17 protein-coding genes and 1 pseudogene are annotated in these 19,450 nt (G+C 71.4%); 9 read left to right on the forward strand and 9 right to left on the reverse strand.

All coding sequences use genetic code 11. The features are described 5' to 3' along the window. Window positions 1-23: 23 nt before the first annotated feature. Window positions 24-836, forward strand: coding sequence for a 2-oxoglutarate and iron-dependent oxygenase domain-containing protein (locus AQJ64_RS39675; RefSeq protein ID WP_240513008.1), 813 nt, complete (start codon window positions 24-26; stop codon window positions 834-836). Continuing rightward, window positions 770-1,105, forward strand: coding sequence for a 2OG-Fe(II) oxygenase family protein (locus AQJ64_RS51435; protein ID WP_244902719.1), 336 nt, complete (start codon window positions 770-772; stop codon window positions 1,103-1,105). Before AQJ64_RS39675 ends, AQJ64_RS51435 begins: the two co-directional genes overlap by 67 nt. 161 nt (window positions 1,106-1,266) lie before the next feature. Here AQJ64_RS51435 and AQJ64_RS39680 read toward each other — a convergent pair whose 3' ends face one another. Both AQJ64_RS39680 and AQJ64_RS39685 read right to left on the reverse strand, forming a co-directional pair. Further along, window positions 1,267-1,929: a hypothetical protein gene (locus AQJ64_RS39680; protein ID WP_055634891.1), complete on the reverse strand. Its 663-nt coding sequence runs from the start codon at window positions 1,927-1,929 to the stop codon at window positions 1,267-1,269. Window positions 1,930-1,934: 5 nt separating this feature from the next. After that, window positions 1,935-2,510, reverse strand: a complete 576-nt coding sequence (locus AQJ64_RS39685; RefSeq protein WP_055634872.1) for an RNA polymerase sigma factor — start codon at window positions 2,508-2,510, stop codon at window positions 1,935-1,937. 170 nt (window positions 2,511-2,680) lie between these two features. Between AQJ64_RS39685 and AQJ64_RS39690 the strand changes: the two genes are divergently transcribed. The 3 genes from AQJ64_RS39690 to AQJ64_RS39700 all read left to right on the forward strand — a co-directional run bounded on the left by AQJ64_RS39690 (window position 2,681) and on the right by AQJ64_RS39700 (window position 4,651). Continuing rightward, window positions 2,681-3,154 carry a hypothetical protein gene (locus AQJ64_RS39690; RefSeq protein WP_055634873.1) on the forward strand — a complete coding sequence of 158 codons (474 nt, stop codon included), beginning with the start codon at window positions 2,681-2,683 and terminating at the stop codon, window positions 3,152-3,154. Beyond that, on the forward strand, window positions 3,144-3,602 hold the full coding sequence (locus tag AQJ64_RS39695; protein ID WP_059203431.1) for a hypothetical protein: 459 nt from the start codon (window positions 3,144-3,146) through the stop codon (window positions 3,600-3,602). Before AQJ64_RS39690 ends, AQJ64_RS39695 begins: the two co-directional genes overlap by 11 nt. Window positions 3,603-3,772: 170 nt before the next feature. Then, window positions 3,773-4,651, forward strand: coding sequence for an alpha/beta fold hydrolase (locus tag AQJ64_RS39700; RefSeq protein WP_055634875.1), 879 nt, complete (start codon window positions 3,773-3,775; stop codon window positions 4,649-4,651). A 15-nt stretch (window positions 4,652-4,666) separates the two neighbouring features. On the opposite strand, the gene fxsT is transcribed toward AQJ64_RS39700, so the two are convergent. The 5 genes from fxsT to AQJ64_RS39725 form a co-directional block, all read right to left on the reverse strand. Beyond that, the gene (gene fxsT / locus AQJ64_RS39705; protein WP_079062207.1) at window positions 4,667-8,608 is read right to left on the reverse strand and encodes an FxSxx-COOH system tetratricopeptide repeat protein; all 3,942 of its coding nucleotides are present in this window, start codon (window positions 8,606-8,608) and stop codon (window positions 4,667-4,669) included. Then, on the reverse strand, window positions 8,605-9,921 hold the full coding sequence (locus AQJ64_RS39710; RefSeq protein ID WP_157880968.1) for a TIR-like protein FxsC: 1,317 nt from the start codon (window positions 9,919-9,921) through the stop codon (window positions 8,605-8,607). Before AQJ64_RS39710 ends, fxsT begins: the two co-directional genes overlap by 4 nt. A 103-nt stretch (window positions 9,922-10,024) precedes the next feature. Further along, window positions 10,025-10,732, reverse strand: a complete 708-nt coding sequence (locus AQJ64_RS39715; RefSeq protein WP_079062215.1) for an AAC(3) family N-acetyltransferase — start codon at window positions 10,730-10,732, stop codon at window positions 10,025-10,027. Window positions 10,733-10,823: 91 nt separating this feature from the next. Further along, window positions 10,824-12,968 carry a radical SAM/SPASM protein FxsBH, inactivated beta-hydroxylase extension form gene (fxsBH, locus tag AQJ64_RS39720; RefSeq protein ID WP_055634876.1) on the reverse strand — a complete coding sequence of 715 codons (2,145 nt, stop codon included), beginning with the start codon at window positions 12,966-12,968 and terminating at the stop codon, window positions 10,824-10,826. Window positions 12,969-13,124: 156 nt separating this feature from the next. Beyond that, the gene (locus AQJ64_RS39725; RefSeq protein WP_157880969.1) at window positions 13,125-13,292 is read right to left on the reverse strand and encodes a hypothetical protein; all 168 of its coding nucleotides are present in this window, start codon (window positions 13,290-13,292) and stop codon (window positions 13,125-13,127) included. 201 nt (window positions 13,293-13,493) lie between these two features. Between AQJ64_RS39725 and AQJ64_RS39730 the strand changes: the two genes are divergently transcribed. Continuing rightward, window positions 13,494-14,411 (forward strand): DUF4231 domain-containing protein, encoded by a 918-nt coding sequence (locus tag AQJ64_RS39730; RefSeq protein WP_055634878.1) that lies wholly within the window; start codon window positions 13,494-13,496, stop codon window positions 14,409-14,411. Between the two features lie 17 nt (window positions 14,412-14,428). On the opposite strand, the gene AQJ64_RS39735 is transcribed toward AQJ64_RS39730, so the two are convergent. Next, window positions 14,429-14,959, reverse strand: coding sequence for a hypothetical protein (locus AQJ64_RS39735; RefSeq protein ID WP_240512688.1), 531 nt, complete (start codon window positions 14,957-14,959; stop codon window positions 14,429-14,431). Between the two features lie 143 nt (window positions 14,960-15,102). On the opposite strand from AQJ64_RS39735, the pseudogene AQJ64_RS47100 reads away from it, so the two are divergent. From AQJ64_RS47100 to AQJ64_RS39745, 3 genes and pseudogenes are all read left to right on the forward strand, one after another. Beyond that, window positions 15,103-15,295 (forward strand): annotated as a pseudogene (locus tag AQJ64_RS47100) (hypothetical protein); the annotation flags it as partial. A 97-nt stretch (window positions 15,296-15,392) separates the two neighbouring features. Further along, complete coding sequence (locus tag AQJ64_RS39740; protein WP_240512686.1) at window positions 15,393-15,911, forward strand: alpha/beta hydrolase; 519 nt, start codon at window positions 15,393-15,395, stop codon at window positions 15,909-15,911. A 94-nt stretch (window positions 15,912-16,005) separates the two neighbouring features. Beyond that, window positions 16,006-17,190, forward strand: a complete 1,185-nt coding sequence (locus tag AQJ64_RS39745) for a beta-ketoacyl-[acyl-carrier-protein] synthase family protein (protein ID WP_055634879.1) — start codon at window positions 16,006-16,008, stop codon at window positions 17,188-17,190. Between the two features lie 31 nt (window positions 17,191-17,221). Here AQJ64_RS39745 and AQJ64_RS39750 read toward each other — a convergent pair whose 3' ends face one another. Continuing rightward, a complete protein-coding gene (locus AQJ64_RS39750) occupies window positions 17,222-19,399 on the reverse strand; it encodes a SpoIIE family protein phosphatase (protein WP_055634880.1) in 2,178 nt (725 codons plus the stop codon). Window positions 19,400-19,450 lie beyond the last annotated feature (51 nt).

Here is a 19,450-nt window from a genome sequence, read left to right on the forward strand (position 1 = left end):
CCACACTCGCGAAGGGAACTCCCTTGACTGGTCTCGTCACGTTCGACATCCCGGAGACCGTCACCGGGACACCGGAGGACATCCGCCTCGGACAGCGGATGATCGAAGCATGGCAGCGCGACGGCATCTACCAGGTCGCCATCCCGCCCGCGCAGCGGAGCGTGGTCGCCGACGCCTACGCGGCGAGCCGGCGGTTCTTCTCCCTGCCGCTCGCCGACAAGTCCCGGCACCTCAGCGACCTCAGCTACAGCGGTTACGTCGCCTCCGGCGAAGAGGTGACCGACGGCGTCCAGGACGGCTCGGAGATCTTCACCGTCACCAAGGACGTGTCCCTCGACGACTCCCGGGTCGCCGAGAACTGGCCCTGTCACGGCCCCGTCCCCTGGCCGGACGAGCAGTACCGGGAGGCGATCAACGCCTACATGGAACAGTCCGGGGACCTCGGCGAGCGGATCCTCAGGCTCACCGCGCTCGGACTCGGCCAGGACATCGAGGCGTTCACCCGGCTGACCGACGACGGCTGGCACCACATGCGCGTCCTGCGCTTCCCCGCCGCGTCCGCGACCACCGACCGCGGCATCGGCGCCCACACCGACTACGGTCTGCTGGTCATCGCACCCAGGACGAGGCCGGACAGGCCCTCTACATCCGGCCCCCGATCGAGGGCGAGCGCCGCAACCGCAACTGGCTGCCCGAGGAGAGCGCAGCGGGCGTCTACGAGGACGACGACCGCTGGACCTACGTCCCGCCGGTGCCGCACACCTTCACCGTGTTCCCCGGCGACCTCTTCCAGTTCCTCACCGGCGGAACCCTGCTCTCCACACCTCACAAGGTGAAACTCGCCGACCGGGAGCGCTACGCCTTCGCCTACTTCCACGAGCCCAGCTTCCAGGCTGCGGCCCGTCCGCTCGACAGCACCGACGACACCGAGTTCCTGCACTACGGCAGTCACTTCACCTCCATGTTCCTGCGCTGCTATCCGGACCGGGTGACGACGCGGCGGATCCATGCGGAGGACAGGCTGTCCGTGCTGGACAAGCTGAAGGAGGAGGCGGCCGCGGACGGCCGTAAGGCCGACGAGGTGCGTGCGCAACTGCTCGTCTAGTGCCGCGGCAGGCAACGTTTGCCCGTCAAGGAGCGGCGTCCGGTGCGTGCTCTCGGCGTGCCGGCCGGAAGTCCTCGTACTGGACGTACTTGGGCTTTCGGCCGGTGCGGCGAGAGTGCGTGCCGGGCGTCGCGACGGGGCGAACGTCGCCTGCCGCGGCACTAGCTCGTCGGGAAGCGCGCCGTGGCCAGGACGCTCCCGTCCGGGCCCACCAGGCGGGCGCCGGTCACGGTCGTCGGATCGACCGGGGCCGGTGCCCCCCAGTACCCGTAACCGTCCTTGAGCGGGAACGAACCCATCGGGACCGTCGACCCGTCGGCGTGGACGAGCAGACACCGCACCGGGCCCCGGTCGGTCCCGGGGAGCTCGACGGACATGTACACCCAGCCCCGGTCACCGCCATGAGTGAAGATGCGGCCCACCTCGTGGCCGCCGGAGACCAGGGCGGCCTCCCGCAGATCGCCGTCCGTCCGCCGGGAGACCGACGACGGCGCGCCTTCGACCACCGTGCCGACCGCCCAGCCGCCGAAACCGCAGGCCACGGTCGCGGCCACCGCGGCCGCCGCCAGCCGTAGCCGGTGCCTGCGGGGCTTCGCCGCGGGGGCCGCGCCCAGGGCCCGTACGACCCGGCTCTCGAAACCGACCGGCGGCTCGGCGTCCGGCAGCAGCGCGAGCAGACCGTCGCCGACCGCCGTCAGCCGTTCGACATGCTCCCGGCAGTCCGGGCAACGGTCCAGATGGGCGACGGCCTCGGCCCGCTCGCGGGCCGGCAGGATCCCGAGCGCCAGCTCGGCGCCCTGCTCCCGCAGCCGCTCGCACTCCATGCCGCTCACCGCCTCTCCTCCGTCTCGAGGAGGGCACGCACCTTGCGCGTGCCGGTCCGGATCCGGGTCTTCGCCGTGCCCAGCGGAATGTGCTCGGCCTCCGCGACCTCCCAGGCCGTCATCCCGTAGATCCCGGCCATCACCAGGGCCCGCGCCTGCTCCCGGGGCAGCTCCGCGACCGCCCGCCGGACCCGCTCCGCGTTGTCGTCGGCGAGCGCCCGCCGCTCGGGCGTCTCGGTCATGCTGCCCAGCAGCGCGTCCAGGTCCTCCGGCGCGACCGGTCGCGCCCGCCGGGCCCGTACCGCGTCGATCGCCAGGTTGTGCGCGATGGTCGTCAGCCAGGCCCGCACGGAGCCCCGCCGGGAGTCGAACATCTGTGCGTGTCGCCAGGCCCGCTCGAAGGTCTGCTGGGCGACGTCCTCGGCGAGCTGGGCGTCGCCCAGGACGGCGAGGGCCACACCGTGGACCGTGCTCTGGAAGCGGCGCACGAACGCCACGGCGAGCTCGGGATCGCCCGTCGTCAGGCCGGTGAGCAGTGCCTCGTCGGGCACCCGCCCGAAGGAAAGGCCCATGCGCCACATACCAGGAATACGTTCCGGCGCCCGGAAGGGATTGCGCTGACAGCAATTCCCCGCCACGCAATGGTCCCCCCACCCAATTCTCTCCCTCCCCACGCGATCCTCCGGACCGCAATCCCTCCGCCCGCCGGGGCCGTACCCCTTGCAGGGGGACGAATCCGGAGGACCGACTCATGACCATCCCGCACACCCGCGACCGCGTGCTCCTCGGCGTGGCCGCCGGCGGTCTGACCGCCCTGCTCGCCGCCTGCGGAGGCGGCGGCAGTGACAGCAGCGGCACCGGTGCCACCACGGCCCCGGCCCCGTCGAAGCCCGCGACCTCGGGGACCCAGGTCACGGCGAAGCTGACCGACTTCCACATCCAGCTCTCGGCACAGAACTTCCAGCCCGGCCGGTACACCTTCACCGCGCAGAACATGGGCCACCACGAACACGCCCTGGAGCTCGACGGCCCCGGCGGCGAGAACCGCAGCAAGACGCTGGAGCCCGGGCAGTCCGCGACCCTGACGGTGACGCTGAAGCCCGGCTCGTACCAGGTGTACTGCCCGGTCGACGGACACAAGGACCTCGGTATGAAGACGCACCTCGCGGTCGGCGGGACCCCGGCGCCGACCAGCAGCGACACCTCCACGAGCAATGGCTACTGAGCGAACGGCCGCGACGCTCGTCCTGCGCCTGGCCGGCGCGGGGCTGACGGCGGCGATGGCCGCGATCCATCTGCGCCTGTGGGCCGAGGGCTACCGGGACCTCGTCACCATCGGGCCGCTCTTCCTGGTCAACGGAGTCATCGGCATCCTGCTCGCCGCGGCGCTGCTGGTCACCCCCGTGCGCGGGCTGGCCCCGGTGGCCGCGGTCAGCGCCCTCTTCACGGCCGGCACGCTGGGCGCCCTGGTGCTCAGCCTCACCACGGGTCTGTTCGGATTCGTCGAGTCGACCGGCGCGGAGCTGGTCCGCCCGACCCTGTACGTGGAGGTGGCGGGAGTGGCCGTCCTGGCCACCCTGGCGGTGACCGCCCACAGCCACCCCCACCACCGCACACACACCCGCGCGGGCCGCAGCGGCGGCGACCACCGGACGGCGACACCGCGACGCTGACCGACCGGTCTGCGGGCCGACGCCCGGATCGGGCCGGGCAGCCGGTGCAACCGAGCCAAACCCTGCTTCCCTGATACCAGTTGACCTGCGCGTTCGTTTCACGGACCGGTCGTACGGGCAGGTGACGTGCAACGTGGTCCCGGGCATGGGCGCGGGAGGGGGACACGGCGGTGCCTGACCTGGTGCGGACGGTTGGCGGGCGGCGGTTGCGCGTGGAGATCTCGGGGGATCCGCGTGGAAGACCGGTGTTCCTGTTGCACGGCATGCCCGGCAGCCGGGTCGGGCCGCGGCCCCGGGCCATGTTCCTCTACCAGCGCGGGGCCCGGCTCATCAGCTTCGACCGACCGGGATACGGCGGCTCGGACCGCAGGCCCGGGCGGCGCGTCGTGGACGTCGCCGAGGACGTCGCGGCCGTCGCCGACGCCCTCGGGCTGGGCCGCTTCGCGGTGGCCGGCCGGTCCGGCGGGGCACCGCACGCCCTCGCCTGCGCCGCGATCCTGTCCGCACGCGTGACACGGGCCGCCGCCCTGGTGGGCCTCGCACCGAGGGACGCCGAGGGGCTCGACTGGTTCGCGGGGATGACACCGTTCAACGTCCGGGACTTCCGCACGGCGTTCACCGACCCGGAGCGGTACGCCGCCGGCATCATCCCGCGCTCGGCCGCCATCCGCAGCAACCCGGCGCGGCTGCTGGAGGAGCTTCGCTCCGACCTGACCGACGAGGACCGGCTGATCGTCTCCGAGAACAGCATCCGCTCCATGCTGCTGCGCAACTATCACGAGGCGCTGCGCACGTCACCGTACGGCTGGATCGACGATGCGCTCGCGCTGACCAGCCCCTGGGGCTTCGACCCGGCGCACATCGGGGTGCCGGTGCTGCTGTGGCACGGCGCGAAGGACGTGTTCTCCCCGCCCTCGCACTTTTCGTGGCTGGCCGAGCGCATCCCCCGGGCCGAAGCCGTCCTGGAACCCGGGGCGGCGCATTTCGCGTCCCTGCGCGCCCTCCCGGACGTACTGGACTGGCTGCTGCAGGACACGCCGGGGGACTGAGGCCGTCGGCGTGCCTCACACCGCCAGCGGCTCCAGATCCCGGTACACCCGCCGTTCGAGTGCCACGAAGTGGGTGATGCCGTTGCTCTCGCCGAGTTGGCGCAGCTGGCGCTCCAGTTCGTTCACGGCCTCCCCGCGGCGGGCACGGGCCTCGTCGGTGCGGCCCAGAGCGGCGAGGGTGAGGGCGCTGTTGCTGACGACGGCCAGGGTCTCCGGGTGCTGGGCGCCGAGGATGCCGCGCAGGGCGTCCACAGCGCGCTTCTCCAGCTTCCAGGCTTCCTCCGGCCGGTCCGTCCCGGCCAGCACGATGGCGTAGTTGGCGGAACAGAACTGGGTGTGCGGGTGGTGGTCGCCGAGCACGTCCGTCATCCGCTCGATCGTCCTGCGGAACACGGTCTCGGCCTGCTCCATGTCGCCGCAACCCCAGTGGAAGATGGCCAGGTTGTTCATCGCGGCCTGGGTGTAGGGGTGTGCCTCGCCGGGGACCTTCACATACTCGGCGAGCACCCGCTGGGCCACCTTTCGCGCCTCCTGCCGGTCACCGGCCGCGAACAGGTCGGCGGCGAGATTGAGTTCACACGCCAAGGAGTCCGGGGTGGGTGCCGTGTACTGCTGGCGGTACTGCTCCAGGGTCGCCGACGTCAGCCGCAGCGCATCCTCGAAGAGGCCGGCCCGGCGCAGGGAGACCGCGAGTGACTTGGCGCACCGCAGCGTGCCGGGGAAGTCCTTGCCCAGGATCCGCTTGTGCTGCTGGTACGCCTTCGAGAGCACGGTCACCGACTCGGTGTACCGGCCCACCTCGCGCAGGTCGCGGCCGAGACTGTCGGCCGACGCCAGCGTGTAGGGATGGTCCGGGCCGAGGACCTCGGTACGGCGGTCGTAGGTCTGCTGGTCGAGCTGTCGGGCCTCGCCGTAGTTGCCGACCATGCGCAGGGCGAGCGCGAGGTTGTTGGCGGCGTTCAGGGTGCGGGGGTGGGACTCGTGGAAGATCTGGCTGAAGCCTTCGTGCGCCTCCTTCGCCAGTTCCACCGCCCTGGTGTACTCCCCGAGGGCGGCGAGGTCGCTGGCGAGGCTGGACGTGGTGACGTAGGTGTGCGGGTGCGTGGTGCCCAGCACGCGTCGTTGCCGGTCGCGCAGCTCCTCGTCTATCTCCTGCGCCTCCACGTAACGCCCTTGCGAGCGCAGGACGTTGGCGAGCTGGCATCGAAGGTAGAGGTACTGCACGTCGTCCTCGCCGAGGAGCGGCTTCCAGTGGGCCAGGAGGTCTTGGGCGAGTCGTTGCGCGCGCGGGAACTCGCCGCGCTTCCACAGGTAGCGGACACGGTCGATGAGCAGCCGGCGCGGGTCCGCCTCGGTGCAGTTGCGGATGTCGGAGGCGGCCAGGTGCGGCCAGATGACACCGAAGCGCGGCCAGGACTCGGGATCGTCGATGGGTTCGTCGCCGTCGGGCCGGGTGCCCGCGAGGACCGTGTGGACCATGTGCCGGGCGGTGCGCCGGTCCTCCTCCGACATCTGCGAGCGGATCACGGCCTGCACCAACCGGTGCACCTGGATGGAGCTGGAGACCTGGTCGACCTTGGCGAGCGCGAGCTGGCCGATCTCCCGGATGACCCGGCCGAGCAGCAGACTCTCCTGCAGGGCGGGGTCGTACGGCTTGAGCGCGTCGATCATCTCCTTGCTGTAGAGCAGCTGCGAGGAGATCGGCTCGGGGGCGAGGAAGGCGCACAGCTGGAGCAGCCGCACCGAGGCGGGAGAACGTTCCTTCAGCCGCTCGATGGAGATGTTCCAGGTCGCGGCGACCGTCTCCGGGTAGTCGGAGGCCTGGTTGAGCGCGAGGACCGCGGCCGTCTGCTCGGTGAGCCGGCGCAGGTACTCGGCGATCGGGGTGGCGGTCTCGGCCAGCCAGGCCGCCGCCTGTTCCACGGCCAGCGGCAGGTCGCCCAGCGCGGTGGCCACCTGGTCGGCCTCGTCGGCGGTCAGACCCGGAGCGCGCCGGGAGAGGTGCTCCACGCTCTCGCGCCGCAGGAAGACGTCGACGGCGAGCGTCGCCCCCTGCTGGGACCACGACTGGTTGCGGGAGGTGACGAGGATGTGCCCGCTGCTGCCGGTGGGGAAGTAGCCGGTGAGCTCCTCGGGCGAGTCGGCGTTGTCGAACACCAGGATCCAGCGCTCCGTCGGGATTCCGCGCGAGAGCATGTGCACGGTCTCCTGGCTGGCCAGGGCCATGTCCTCACCGCCGGGTGCGCCGATGAGCGCGCCGAGTTCGGCGAGCGAGGCGACCACGTCGTCGATGTGCTCCGCGGAGACCCACCACACCAGGTCGTAGTCCGCCATGAACCGGTGCACGTACTCCAGGGCGATCTGCGTCTTGCCGACGCCACCGAGCCCGAACAGCGCCTGCGGCTGCGGCAGGACGACCGACATGCCGCCCCGCAGCTGGTCACGTACCTGCTCCAGGATCTGCCCGCGCCCGGTGAAGGTGCTGTTGCGCTGCGGCACGTTCCAGAACTTGGGTGTCTGCCCGGGGAACCGGGGCGCGGCCGGTCCGCCGTCCGGGAGTTGCCCGGGCAGCTCCAGCGCGTCGAGGAGGACGGTGGCACATCCCGTCTCGTCGAGTCCCTGCAGATCGGCCGGGCCGCCCCGGTCCAGGTACGCCTCCGGCAGCCGGACCTCGTCGACCCGCACGGGCACCAGCGCGCCCGGGGTCGTCTCCGCGGACATGAGGGCGGCGAGGACGGTCTCGGCATGGCGGGAGCGCTGGAGGGCGTTGGACAGCAGGACGAGGGTACGGGTGCCGGGCTCGACGCGGTCGAGGGTGCCGCCGGACAGGTTGTGCAGGGTGACGTTGCACCCGGCCCGCCTGAGCAGCGACTCGACCCAGTCCGCCCACATTCTGTTCTCCGCCGCGTAGGCCACGACCATCTCCGCCGCCACCGTCTGTGGCCGGCGCCGGATGAACGTGTCCCGGCAGCGCAGCCGCACCGACTCCGGTATCGGCGGCAGCCCGGTCACCTCGCCGTCGGAGACCACCGACGTCAGGCGCTCGAAGGCGGACAGCAGCGACTTGGGGTCGCCGGTCTCGTCGCCGAAGGTGGCGAGCGTCTCCTCGTAGGCGTAGTAGGGCCGGTAGGGAATCTCCACGCTGCCCCAGTAGGCGGTGGCCTCCTCGGCGCTCAGCTGCTCGCCGTTCGGCCCCTTGGGCAGCCCCATGAACTTCAGCCGGGCCAGGGCGCGGCCGGCGTCGACCTTGTCCTTCTCGCCCTCGTCGATGCGCATCGGCACGGGCAGCACCCGGATCCGCCGCTTGCGGTGCTCGTCCCCGACGCTGTGCGCGACCTCGGCGGCGCCGTCCAGGGACTGGTCGCTGAGCGTGAAGCAGTCGACGAGCATGTCCGGCATCTGCAGGGTGCAGATGTCCGCGGTGTCCGACAGCCCCGTGCGCGAGTCGATCAGGACGTAGTCGTAGGACCGCTTCATGCTGTCGCGCAGGGCCTCGAGGAAGGCGCCGCCGCCCAGGCGGTCGTAGAAGTTGTCCCACTCCAGGGAGGAGGCCGTCGCCGAGTACGCGCGGAACTGACGGCCCGCGGAGAGGAAGTCCAGCGAGCCCCCGTCCTGGAAGTTCAGCCCCAGTCGCTCGGGGGTGAGCGAGACGGCGTGCTGCTCGACGTCCGCGTACTCCAGATGCCAGGCCCCGCTGCGGCGGGCGCCGTCCGTGGCCGCCCAGGCGTAGTCCTGGAGGATGTTGATGACCCCCGTGGTCGCCGTGAGCGCGTTGGGGTCGAGGAACGGGTGGAAGAAGCGGTGCAGGCCCGGCGCCTCGAGGTCCCAGTCGACGGCGAGGACGCGCTTGCCGTTCGCGGCGAGGATCCACGCCGTATTGGCCAGCGCCATGGTACGTCCGGTGCCACCCTTGTACGAGTAGAAGGTGATGATGCGTCCGTCCCTGGCGGCCGTCATGCCTCTCCTTGGTGGTCGTCTCCCGTATCGGGGCCGGGCGGGTCCGTCAGCCGGAGCCTGGGTACGTGCGGGGCCTGCGGCAGCCGGGCCTCGGCGTGCTTGAGGTACTGCCGGGTGCTGTGTGCCACCACGGCGGGCAGTACGCCGGTGAACGCGTTGAGTGTGGGGACGCCGTTGACGGCGATACGGCTGTCGCCGCGCCGTGCCCGCTCCAGGATCGTCGGCATCGACCGCTCCAGCTCCTCCGCCAGCCGCTGCCCCTCCTCGCTGCGGCACTGCAGGTCGGCCCGGTTGCGGGGCACGATCGCGCTCACCCAGGGACGGGCGGCCGCGTCGAAGGTCTTGAGCCGGCGCCGGCGCTCCTCGTCGGTCAGTGCCCACTGGTCGACGATCAGGATCCCGGGGCGTGCGGTCTGCGGGTCCGGCGCGGCGGGCTCGGCCGGTGCAGGCTCGCCGGTGTCCTCGTCGTCGAAGTCGGCGACGGTCACCCGGTAGTCCAGGGAGCGGATCAGGTCCTCGGCGAGCGCGGACAGCGGCCGCGTGGACTCCGAGTGGTACGGGTTCCAGCTCAGCGCGTCGTCGCCGTACGGATGCCGGTCGCGGTACTCGGGCAGGGTGTCGCGGGTGGGGGCGGCGACGGTGAGGTGGATGTGCCGGGGACCTGAGCCGCGCGGTTTGAAGGCGCTGGGGGTCGCCTCGTAGTCGCGGGGCCGGCTGACGGGCAGCTGCGACTCGCGGGCGACGCGCACGATGCGCTCCGCGAGGCCCAGCACGGTCTCCTCGTACTCGTCGCGGAACCGGTTGAGCTTGATCAGCCCGTAGATCCCGTTGGTCGCGTAGCGGCTGCCGACGCCGGAGTTGTCCAGGTGGATGTGGCGTACGGAGTCGGGGAGTTCGGAGAACTCGACCCGGGTCCACAGGGCGGGCACGATGGCCGACACACTGCCCGCGCCGGTGCTCTTGGCATGCAGCATCCGCTCGGTGAAGGCGAACCACTCCCGCCCGCACATCTCACTCGTGAAGTAGCGCGGGGAGAAGAGCGGCACGAAGACCCGGCAGGTGGCGAGATTCTCGCTCAGCTTCTCGGGCCAGCCCTCCCCGGAGCGCATCTCCCGGTCCATGAAGCCGACGGCGGAGCCGGCCGGCAGATCGGTGAGCGCCATGATGTGGCTGCACAGGTCCTTGTACAGCACGCGCACCCAGTGATCGGGATCGCCGCTGTCGGGGCCCCACGGGGGAGTGTGGGCGTACGACAAGAAGAAGTGCGGCCGGTTGTCCGGCACCCGACCGTGCAGCCGTTCAGGTATGTCCACACGTCCCCCCGCCCGCCGACAAGCCGCTGGACTGCCCCCGCCGACGGCGCCTTGAACCGGAACCAACAATGTGCCTGAACGGCGCCTGGACGGTTCATCGTTTTCAGGCCAAAGCCTTGCGATATCTGGTCATGTGCCCTTTGGCGTGGGCGACGGCGTCCCGTATTCCGCAGAGGACGACGGCTTTCGACGCCCACTCGCCTCGACGCAGGAACGCGCCCGGGAGCCGTGAACCGATCTCGCCGAAGTCGCTGTCGTCCAGGGCGACGTCATGGTACGAGACCCAGTTCCCCTTGTGCCGCACCACGCACCGGTACGTGCGTTTCGGCGGTCTCGGCCGCATCAGGTATTCGGCGTAGTGGAAAGCGCTGCACACCTCGAATCCGACCCGCAGCAGCAGGATCTGGGCGTCGGCGGCGTACAGCCCGGCCATCGGCGAGAGTCTGCCCAGGTGGCTGCGGAGCGGATGGCGTCGCAGCAACGTCCGTGCCCGCGGCCCGAGTCCGGCGAGCGAGGTCTGGGGATGCGCGCTGCGTACGGCGCCCGGCGTGGAACGCACGCACTCGGCGAGCGCCCCCATCGTCGGGCACGCGGTGCTGCCCGGGTCGAACGGCGGCATCGCCCTGCGGTATTCAGCCGCTTCCGTCTCGCTCCGGCCCTCGACGGCGTTCCGGTACGCCCGTGAGCTGTCGGAGTTCTCCGGGGTGAAGGCCGGCACGATCAGCGTTCCCGTGGGGCCGAGGCTCTCCAGCAGCGCGTCCCGCACCGACGCCGGGGCGATGCCGGTGCCGCTCAGTGAGGCGTGCACCATGAGGACGCCGCCCCGTCGGACGCCCAACGAGGCCAGGAGAGAGGTCAGTTGCTCCCTGCTCGCGGCCTCCGGCACAGGTGCGTCGACAGGGTCAGCCACGGTGCCCCGCCCACTGTGACCACATCCGGGCCACCAGTACCGCGCCGGTGCCGGTCAGTTCGCGCTCCGGCAGCAGGGTGAGGGCGGAGAGTGCCCGCGCGGCCTCGTCGTACGCCTGACGGCCCAGCCCCTCGTCCGCCTGGTCCAGCAGTGCGCCCGCGGGGCTGCCCAGACGGTACAGATCGGCTGTCGCGCGCAGGGCGGTGAGTCTGGCCCGGCGCCCGATACGCGGCAACTCACGTGCGAATTCCTTGGGTTGCACGTCCACGGCCACGCCGAGCGCTCCGAACCCGTGCTCGCCGAGCTGCAGACCGCTGCCGGCCTCCAGCGGGGTGAGGACAGTGGGACGGAACGCGTCCGGGTCCCCGGCGTGGTCCGGGGCGTCCTTCTCCAGGATCTCGTAGGCCTGTCTCATCCGCTCGGAGAACTCCTCGCCCGCGGGCGGCGGCGCCACGGCGGCCGGATGGCAGTCGCGGTAGGGATCGGCGTCGTCGACGAGCGGGCCGTCGGGTGCCCACAGCCGGGACAGCGGGCGCCAGCGAGGCGGGGCGGCGGTCGCGTCGAGCCTCACCAGCGTGCCCTTCGGATCGCTCCCGGTGCGCACCCGGAAGGCGTTGGCCGTCACGCTGACCTCGATCCGGCCGGGGGCGTCCAGCCGGTAGGTGCCCAGAGTGGGCAGATGCAGTCGGCTGCCCGGCTGATCCCACGCCAGCGTGGCACCCACCCCCGCCCGCAGCGCGGCCGCTGCGGCCAGCGACATGAATCGCGCGGGATCGGCACGCCCCCGCAGGGACCGCTGGAGGCTGGTCCGCACATAGGGGTGCCCGAGCACCTCGTCCAGGTACGGGGCGGTGTCCGGGTCGCTGTCCAGCGCCACCATCAGGCGCCAGGCGTCCGGCCAGCCCGGTTCGGGCGTCAGTTGCTCCTGCACGCGGCGCAGCAGAACCGCATCCAACTCCCGGTTCGCGGAACGCAGTTCGGGAGTACTGAGGACGGCACGGGAGAACGAGGGGTCGGTCACCCGGTCGGCGATGCCCTCCACCAGGGAGCGAAGATCGGCACAGAAGACACTGGGGTTGTCGAAACCGCGCCCGGAGCTGTAGCGGTGCCCGTACAGCCCGCCGCCACAACTGCGCACGACCGGACAGCGACGGCACGTGTCGCTGAGCCCGTCCAGGCCCGACTGCCGTGCCAGCAACCCGGGATGCTCGGCGAATTCCGCCAAACCGTGCCGGAAGACGTCATACCCTGTTTCAGGAGCCCCCGCGTAGGCCGTCTTCAGCCAGTCGGCCTGTTCGAAGGTGCCGTCCGTCTCGATCACGGCCAGATCGCTGGGCGCGAGCCCGAGCGCCTCGGTCAGGCTGGGGCCGCCCCGCAGGGTGCTGAGCACCGAGTCGAACGTGCGCACCGGCATCGGACGGCCCTGCTGCTCCCAGCGGTCGAAGATCGCGAGCAGCCAGTCGGCGTAAGGGGTTTCGGCGCCCGCGGGACGGGGCGGAGGGCTGTCCCATGTGGAGTGGGGCAGGAGGTAGTCGATTCTGGGCGCTCGCAGAGCGGTGAGCGCGTCGTGCACCGCGACGGGGTCGTTGGCCACGTCGACCGTGCAGAGCACCCCGCTGAACAGATGACGGTACTCGGGCTCCTGGAGCAGCCGGATCCCGCGGACCACACGGTCGTAGCTGCTGCGCCCCCGGCGATCGAGTCGGTGACGGTCGTTCGACGACCGGTCCCCGTCGAGCGACACGCTGACCCGGACGCCGAATTCCCTGCAGACGTCGAGATGGCGGCGGTTGAGGGTGACCGCGTTGGTGTGCATCCGGAGGTCGACCGTGGTGTGGGGGGAGAGGGCCCGGGTGAGTTCCGCGCAGATGTCCCGCAGCCGGGCCGGGCCGACCAGCAGGGGTTCGCCGCCGTGGAGGATCACCGACACGGACTCCAGGGACCGCGAGGCAGCGTACTCGGCGAGTCGGCCGGCGACGGAACGCACCGTCTCCGGGCGGATGAACGTCGGGCGGGACCGCCAGCTCTGGTCGGCGTGCTGGTACACGTAGCAGTGGTCGCAGAGCAGATCACATCTGCTGTGGATCTTGAGGACCAGCTGTCTCAGAGGTGGATGGTCCGGGGCCTGACTCGTCACTGGAGGAGTGTGGCACGCGGCCCACCCCACGACACGTCAAACCGCGCAAAGCCAGGGCGCATTGACGCTCCGTCGCGTCACTGGCGCGGGTACGCGCGGCGAGGGAATCCGCCGGGCGCACCCCGATCCGTGTCGCGTTCCGCGTCGGCGCCCGGGTCAGGAGGCCGAGTTGAAGGTGATCGGCCGGCCCGAGCGGCGGTCGGGGACGTCCGTCACCCGGCCCGCGGTGCGTGCGGCGGCGGCCGCGTACGGGTCGATGTCCGTCAGACGAGTGCGGCGGTCGGCCGAGACGGGGGTCTGGGAGGGGCGCCTCATGGGCGTCACGTCGAGGATCATGGCGGTTGCGTCGCTCCGGTTCGGATCGCAGGGAACAGCGGTGTTGTCCCGATAGTGCGGACCCTACAACAGGAACCCCAGGACCTCGTCCTGTGCGGGGGCTGGTTCAGCCGGTCCATCCATTCGTACGCTGGCTTTCAGGGGGCGCGCGGAAGAAGTCGGGGGCGCGCAGCGATTTCGGGGGGCGCCATGGCGGCCGGTACGACTCCTGCGCCGAGCACGATGCTGAAGGACGGGGACCTGCCACCGCTGTTCCGGCAGAGTGATCAATGGGCGTTACGTCATCAGAGTGAGTCGTTCAAAGGGGTCCGTACCCATCTGGTCGTCCTGCTCCTGGCCACCGCGGCCGCCCTGCTGACCGAGCAGGCTTCCGGCCATCTCATGGCGGCGCTCGCCGCCGTCCTGTACGGCGTGACGATCCTCCTCGGTCTGGTCACCTCGCGCCGCCGCTCCCGGACCCACTGGCAGGCACACCGGGCGGCCGCCGAGCTGGTGAAGACGCTGGCCTGGCAGTACATGGTGCACGGCGGCTCCTTCCACTCCGGGGTCGCGGACCCGGACGCGGTGTTCGCCGAGCGGCTCGAGGAGCGGCTGCGCGAGCTGCGCACGTGTGGCTGGGAGGACTCCCGGGAAGAGGCCCGCGAGTTCGGCACCGGGCAGATCACTCCGCAGATGCGTGCCGTGCGGGCCAAGTCGTACGCCGCCCGCCGGGACATCTATCTGCGTGACCGGCTGCTGGAGCAGACGGTCTGGTACAAGAACCGGGCAGTACGCTCCCGTCGTGCCGCAGCCCGCTGGTCGGCCTTCACCGCCGCCCTGACCCTGCTCGCCCTGACGGCCGCTCTGCTGGGCACCACCGGGCTGCTCGGCGGCGCGGATCTCGCAGGACTGCTCAGCGCGGCCGCGGCGGCGGGCGTGGCCTGGCAGGAGGTACGGCGGCACGGGCCGCTGACGTATGCCCACACCCTCATCGAACAGGACCTCGAAGCGGCCCGGGTCGCCATGTCCACCACGGTGACCGAGGCGGGCTGGGCCGACGCCGTGGGGGAGACGGAACGTCTGATGTCGCCGGCCCACACGGAGTGGCTGGTGCGCTTCGGCGGCTGAGCGTCGGGCCCCCGGGGTCAGTCCCTGAGCACTCCCGCCTGCCACAGCACCGTCACCGGCACCCCGAGGCGCCGCGCGTAGGCCACCACGTCGCCGGTGCCGCCCGGGCCGCGGGCCGGGCGACCGTCCCAGACGGCGACCAGGTGGTCGACGTGTTCCACGATCCATTGGCCGGCCGCGACATAGGCCTTCTCGTGCGTCGGTTGCAGGGGCAGATCGATCCGGTGCGTACAGGATCCGAGGATTCTGCGGTACGTCAGCTGCGTCTGTGTGTCGCCCAGGTGCGTCTCGTAGTCCATGCCCGGGATCACCGCCGTCACCGGGACGCCGTATTCCAGGGCGATGTCGGCGAACAACTGGTCGGCCCCGGCGGCAAGGCTGCTGACGGCCTCCCACGCGACGTCCTTGCGGCTGAACCGGCGCCGCAGGGCGGAGCGGACGTGGGGGAGGACGGTGGCGGGGATCGAGCGATGTCCGCTCACGCCGACGCGGACCACCGTGAGACGGGGGACCGCGGGTGCCCGGTCGAGGGACTCGGTGGTGTCGATCGTCACGGAAGGCCCCCTAGGGTCACCGACGGCAAGTACACCCTAACTCGGAGCGATGGAGGGGCGCAGGGGGCGCATCGGTTCACGCCGCGTCCGACCGGTCCGAGCCGTACCCCTGCGTCGGATCCCTTCACGTGGATGACAGGGTCGACCCCCGCCTGGAGTCGGCCGGCGCGTCCTACCAGGACCTGATCAACGCGGCCCACGCCAAGGGCATGAAGATCTACCAGGACGTCGTCTACAACCACGGCTCCCGCTGGGGCGCCAAGGGCCTGTTCACCCCCACCGTGTACGGCGTCCGCGACTCCCAGTGGAGTTGGTACTACGACGAGAGGAACGACGACTCCTGCTGGACGAGCACGTGCTCCCCGCCCTCCTCATCGGCGGCCTCGGCAGCGATCTCGACGAGCGGCGCGCAGACCTGGCCCGGACCGTGGGCCTCCTGGCCCGCGCCGCCGACCGGAAGCCGGTCGAGCCGTCCCAAGGACTGGCACAGCAGCTGGAGTTCCTGCTGACCTCGGCGGGCTCGGCCTCCTCCAGCCAGATGACGTCGATCCTCTGCGGCGACGTGGCCGAGCGCCGCGGCGTCGGCAGCTCCTGGCGCGCGGTCGAGAAGTCGCGTGAGAGGTGCCCGCTCGCCGGTCCACTGGCGAACGACATCACCCCCTGCGAGTTCTGGGACCCGCCTGCCGAAGCACCGACCGTGCTCGACAACGACGTCCCCGCCCTGCTCCTCGCCGCGACCGGCGACCCCCGCACCCTCTACTCCGGCGCCCGAGCCATGCGCGAGCGGTGGCCGAACTCCCGGCTCCTGACCGTCGAACACGCCCGCCAGCTCCTCGGTGATGCTGGTGGCGATACCGTCGGTGATCTTCACCGTGGCGGACAGGACCGAACCCTCACGGTCCCGTTCTCGCGCGATATGGACAAAGACAGGTGGAATGCGAAGTAGATTGCGATGAAAGCATCTTGACCCCGGTCTGCCGCATCGGGCAGGTTTCAGACACTGGACGTCATCCACGGGTTTCCTGAGAAAGATGCGTGCTATGGGCGCCTACCTGTGTCCTCCTGTCGTGGTGCAAGGCGAACATGTCGTGAAGACCGGCCAGATCCTGGCGGAGGTGCGAGACCGGCACCCGCGGGCGCCGTGGCTGCCGAGGATGGACGGCATCGCCGCGAGTACGGGGATCACCTCACGGGGGTGGATGCTGCCGCTGGAGTCGGCCGCCGCGCCCAGCGGTGGCAGGGGCCTGCGAACTCCGGGCGCGGGCGCGGCTCGTGAGGCGCTGACCCGTGGCGGGTTCAGCGACGAGGCGGTGAACCGCGCGATCGCCGTACTGGAGGCGATACCCGCGCCGCAGACCGTTCAGGAGCGCACCGCGCCGGCCTGGGCGGCCGTGCAGTCGTACGGGGAACGCGCGGCGCGTCGGGCCCTTCGCGCCGCAGGGCTGGACGCCGCCGACGTCGACTGTCTGATCACCAGTCACTCCACCACCCCGGCGCTGCCGGGGCTGGACCTGTCCCTGCTCAACCGCCTTCCGCTGCGGAGCGACGTCCTGCTGCTGCCGGCCACCCAGTGGGCCTGCATCGCGGGCACCCGGTCGCTCGCGTTGGCGGCCGATCTGGTCGCGACGGACCCCGACCGCGTGGTGCTGGTCGTGATAGCGGAGGCGCTGAGCACCACGTACCAGCCCGCCGACGACACGCTGGAATCGCTGATCGTGCGGCTGCTGTTCGCGGACACCGCCGTCGCCGTGGTGGTCACGGGACGCCCCGGACCGGAGTCGGTCCTCAGAGTGGACGCGGTCTGGCACCACACCCTGCCCGGCACCATGGACCTGCACCGGCTGGAAACCCGGGCCGACGGTACGCACTTCGTGATGGACCGTCGTGGACCGCGTGCAGTACAGGAGACGGTCGCCGCGATGTGGAAGTGGTTGCGCGTACGCCATCGGGACGACGGGCAGCCGTGGCATCCCGACCTGCTGCTCGCGCATCCCGGCGGGACGAGGGTGCTGGAGTACATGGAACAGACGATGCCCGAAGGATGGCCGACCGGCCTTCTCGCCTACAGCCGGGACAGCTACACCACGGGCAACCGCGGCGGCGCCGCGGTGCTCGACATCCTGTGCCGCGCGCACGAGGCCGGCCAGAAGTCGGGCAGTCGCACGGTCCTGTACGCGGCCGCACCGGGACTGACCGCCACGGCCGTGGAAGGGGAGTGGCTGTAGCCGAGGCTGCCACCCTTATTTTGGCGGCGGCCTAGGCCTCCAGTTCCGCCCAGACCGCTTTGCCGGTCTCGGTCCACCGCACCCCCCAGCGGGTGGTGAGCTTGTGGACGACGTGGAGTCCCCGCCCCCGGTCGTCGAGCGGCTCACCGCGGCGCGGGCGCGGCCGGCCGTTGCCGGTGTCGCCGACCTCGCAGGACAGCCGGCTCCCGGCCCGCACCAGCCGTACGGTGACGGGACCGGTGCCGAACCGGACGGCGTTGGTGACCAGTTCGCTGATCACCAGCAGCGCGCTGTCCCGGTGCTGGCCGCCGATGTGCCATCGCCGCAGGACGGGGGAGGCCAGGGCGCGGGCGCGGGCGGCGGTGTCGTCGTGGGCGGGCAGGTGCCAGGTGGCGGTGTCCCGGCCGCGGCGGCCCGCCATGCGGGCGAGCAGCAGGGTCACGTCGTCGCGCAGGGGTTCCTGCGGGGCCAGCCGGGCGACCACGCGACGCGCGGCCTGCTGGAGATCGTCCCAGGGATGCACCTCGCGCACCACGTCCGTCAGCCGGCCGATGCCGTCGTCGATCGAGGCCGACGGATCCTCCACCAGGCCGTCGGTGTAGAGGACGAGGAGCGAGCCGGGTGGCGCGGCGAAATCGTGCACGTCGAACGGTTCCCGCACGGCGAACTCGGCTCCCAGCGCCGGGTGCGGTTGCGCCGCGACGGTCTTGGCGGACCCGTCGGGGTGGACGAGGACCGGGGGGAGGTGACCGGCGTTGGACATCACCACCCGGTGGTCGACGGGATCGTAGACCGCGATGCAGCACGTCGAGCCCAGTGCGCTGTATCCGGCCGCCAGGCCCGCGTCCGTGTCGTCCAGCAGCGTGACCGTCTCGTCCAGCCGCTCCAGCACCTCCCCGGGGCCCAGCCCCGCCGACAGCAGCGCGCGGGCCTCCATGCTCAGCTGGCCCATGGCCGCCGCGGCCCCCAGGCCGTGTCCCACGACGTCGCCGACCACCAGCGCGGTACGGTCGCCCGGGAGCGGAAAGCTGTTCACCCAGTCCCCGCCGACGCCCGCACTGTCGGGAGTGGTGGGCTCGTAGACACTGGCGACCTCGATGGTCTCGCTGCCGACCCGCGGCAGCAGCCGGCGTTGCAGCGCCAGCACCTGGGCGTGCTCACGCTGGTGCTGGCGGGCCAGGTCCACATGGCGGGCGGTCTTGGCCACGAGTTCTTGCAGGTCGAGCAGCTCACCGTCGCGGAAGGGGCGTTCCGGCCGACGCCAGACCTCCGTCACGCCCAGCACGATGGGGCCCGGTGTGCCCTGCGGCCCTTCCACGATGAGCGGAATGCAGGCGACGCTCACCGGCTGGTCGCCGGGCACCAGGGCGCGGACCAGCCGCGGCTCGCCCAGTGCCCGCTCGATCGCCTCGCGGTCACGCACGACGATGGCCTGCGGTACGTCGTCACGCATGACCGCACCGGCCAGCAGACGGCTCGCCTCCTGGGGAAGGTTGTCCCCGGGAGTGAGGTACCCCTCGGGCCAGGCCCGGTCCGGCACCAGGGCGGCCCGCCGCAGCCGGATGCGGTCCTGTGCCTGCTCCGTGACCGCCTCGCCCGTCCACACGGCGTAGTCGAGGTCGACGGCGGCCACGTCCCCCCAGGCCAGCAGGGACTGGGCCAGGGACTGGGCGGTCTCCCCGATGTCCAGGGACGTCCCGATCGCGGCGGCGGAGGCGTACAGATGCAGCCGCTTGGCCATGGCGATCAGCGAGACGGTCAGACCCTCCTGCGGTGTCGCGGCAGGCAGGATGCTCATCGACACCACCAGCTCCGTCCCGTCGCTCCGCCGCAGGCGCTGGACCCGGGCGACGTGCGCCTCTCCGGTGTCGAGAACCCTCTGCAAGCGGCGGGTGACCGTCGGTACGTCCCCGGGTGGCAGCAGATCGGCGAAAGCGTCCCCCGGTGCGACCGTCACCCCCGCGAAAGGGGCGGCGTCCAGATTGCAACTGGTGATCCTCAGATCCCGGTCGAGGTTGACCGCTCCGAGGATCTGTTCCCGATCGTCGCTCTCCCCGCCGATACCTGTGGGCGGAGGCACGTCATCCTCGCCCGAGGAACCGGCGCGACCTGCGGCCGCCGCCGCTCCGGCCCTCGGGATGTAATCCGCCAGGGCTCCGCTGACCATGTCGAACGGCGAAGCCGAGGAAGAGGACGATGTGGCGTTCATGCGTCTCACGCAGCTCGCTGACTCCGGCATGCGCCGGACGATGTTTCCCGG

Source organism: Streptomyces griseoruber, from assembly GCF_001514205.1.
GTDB classification, from domain to species: domain Bacteria; phylum Actinomycetota; class Actinomycetes; order Streptomycetales; family Streptomycetaceae; genus Streptomyces; species Streptomyces griseoruber.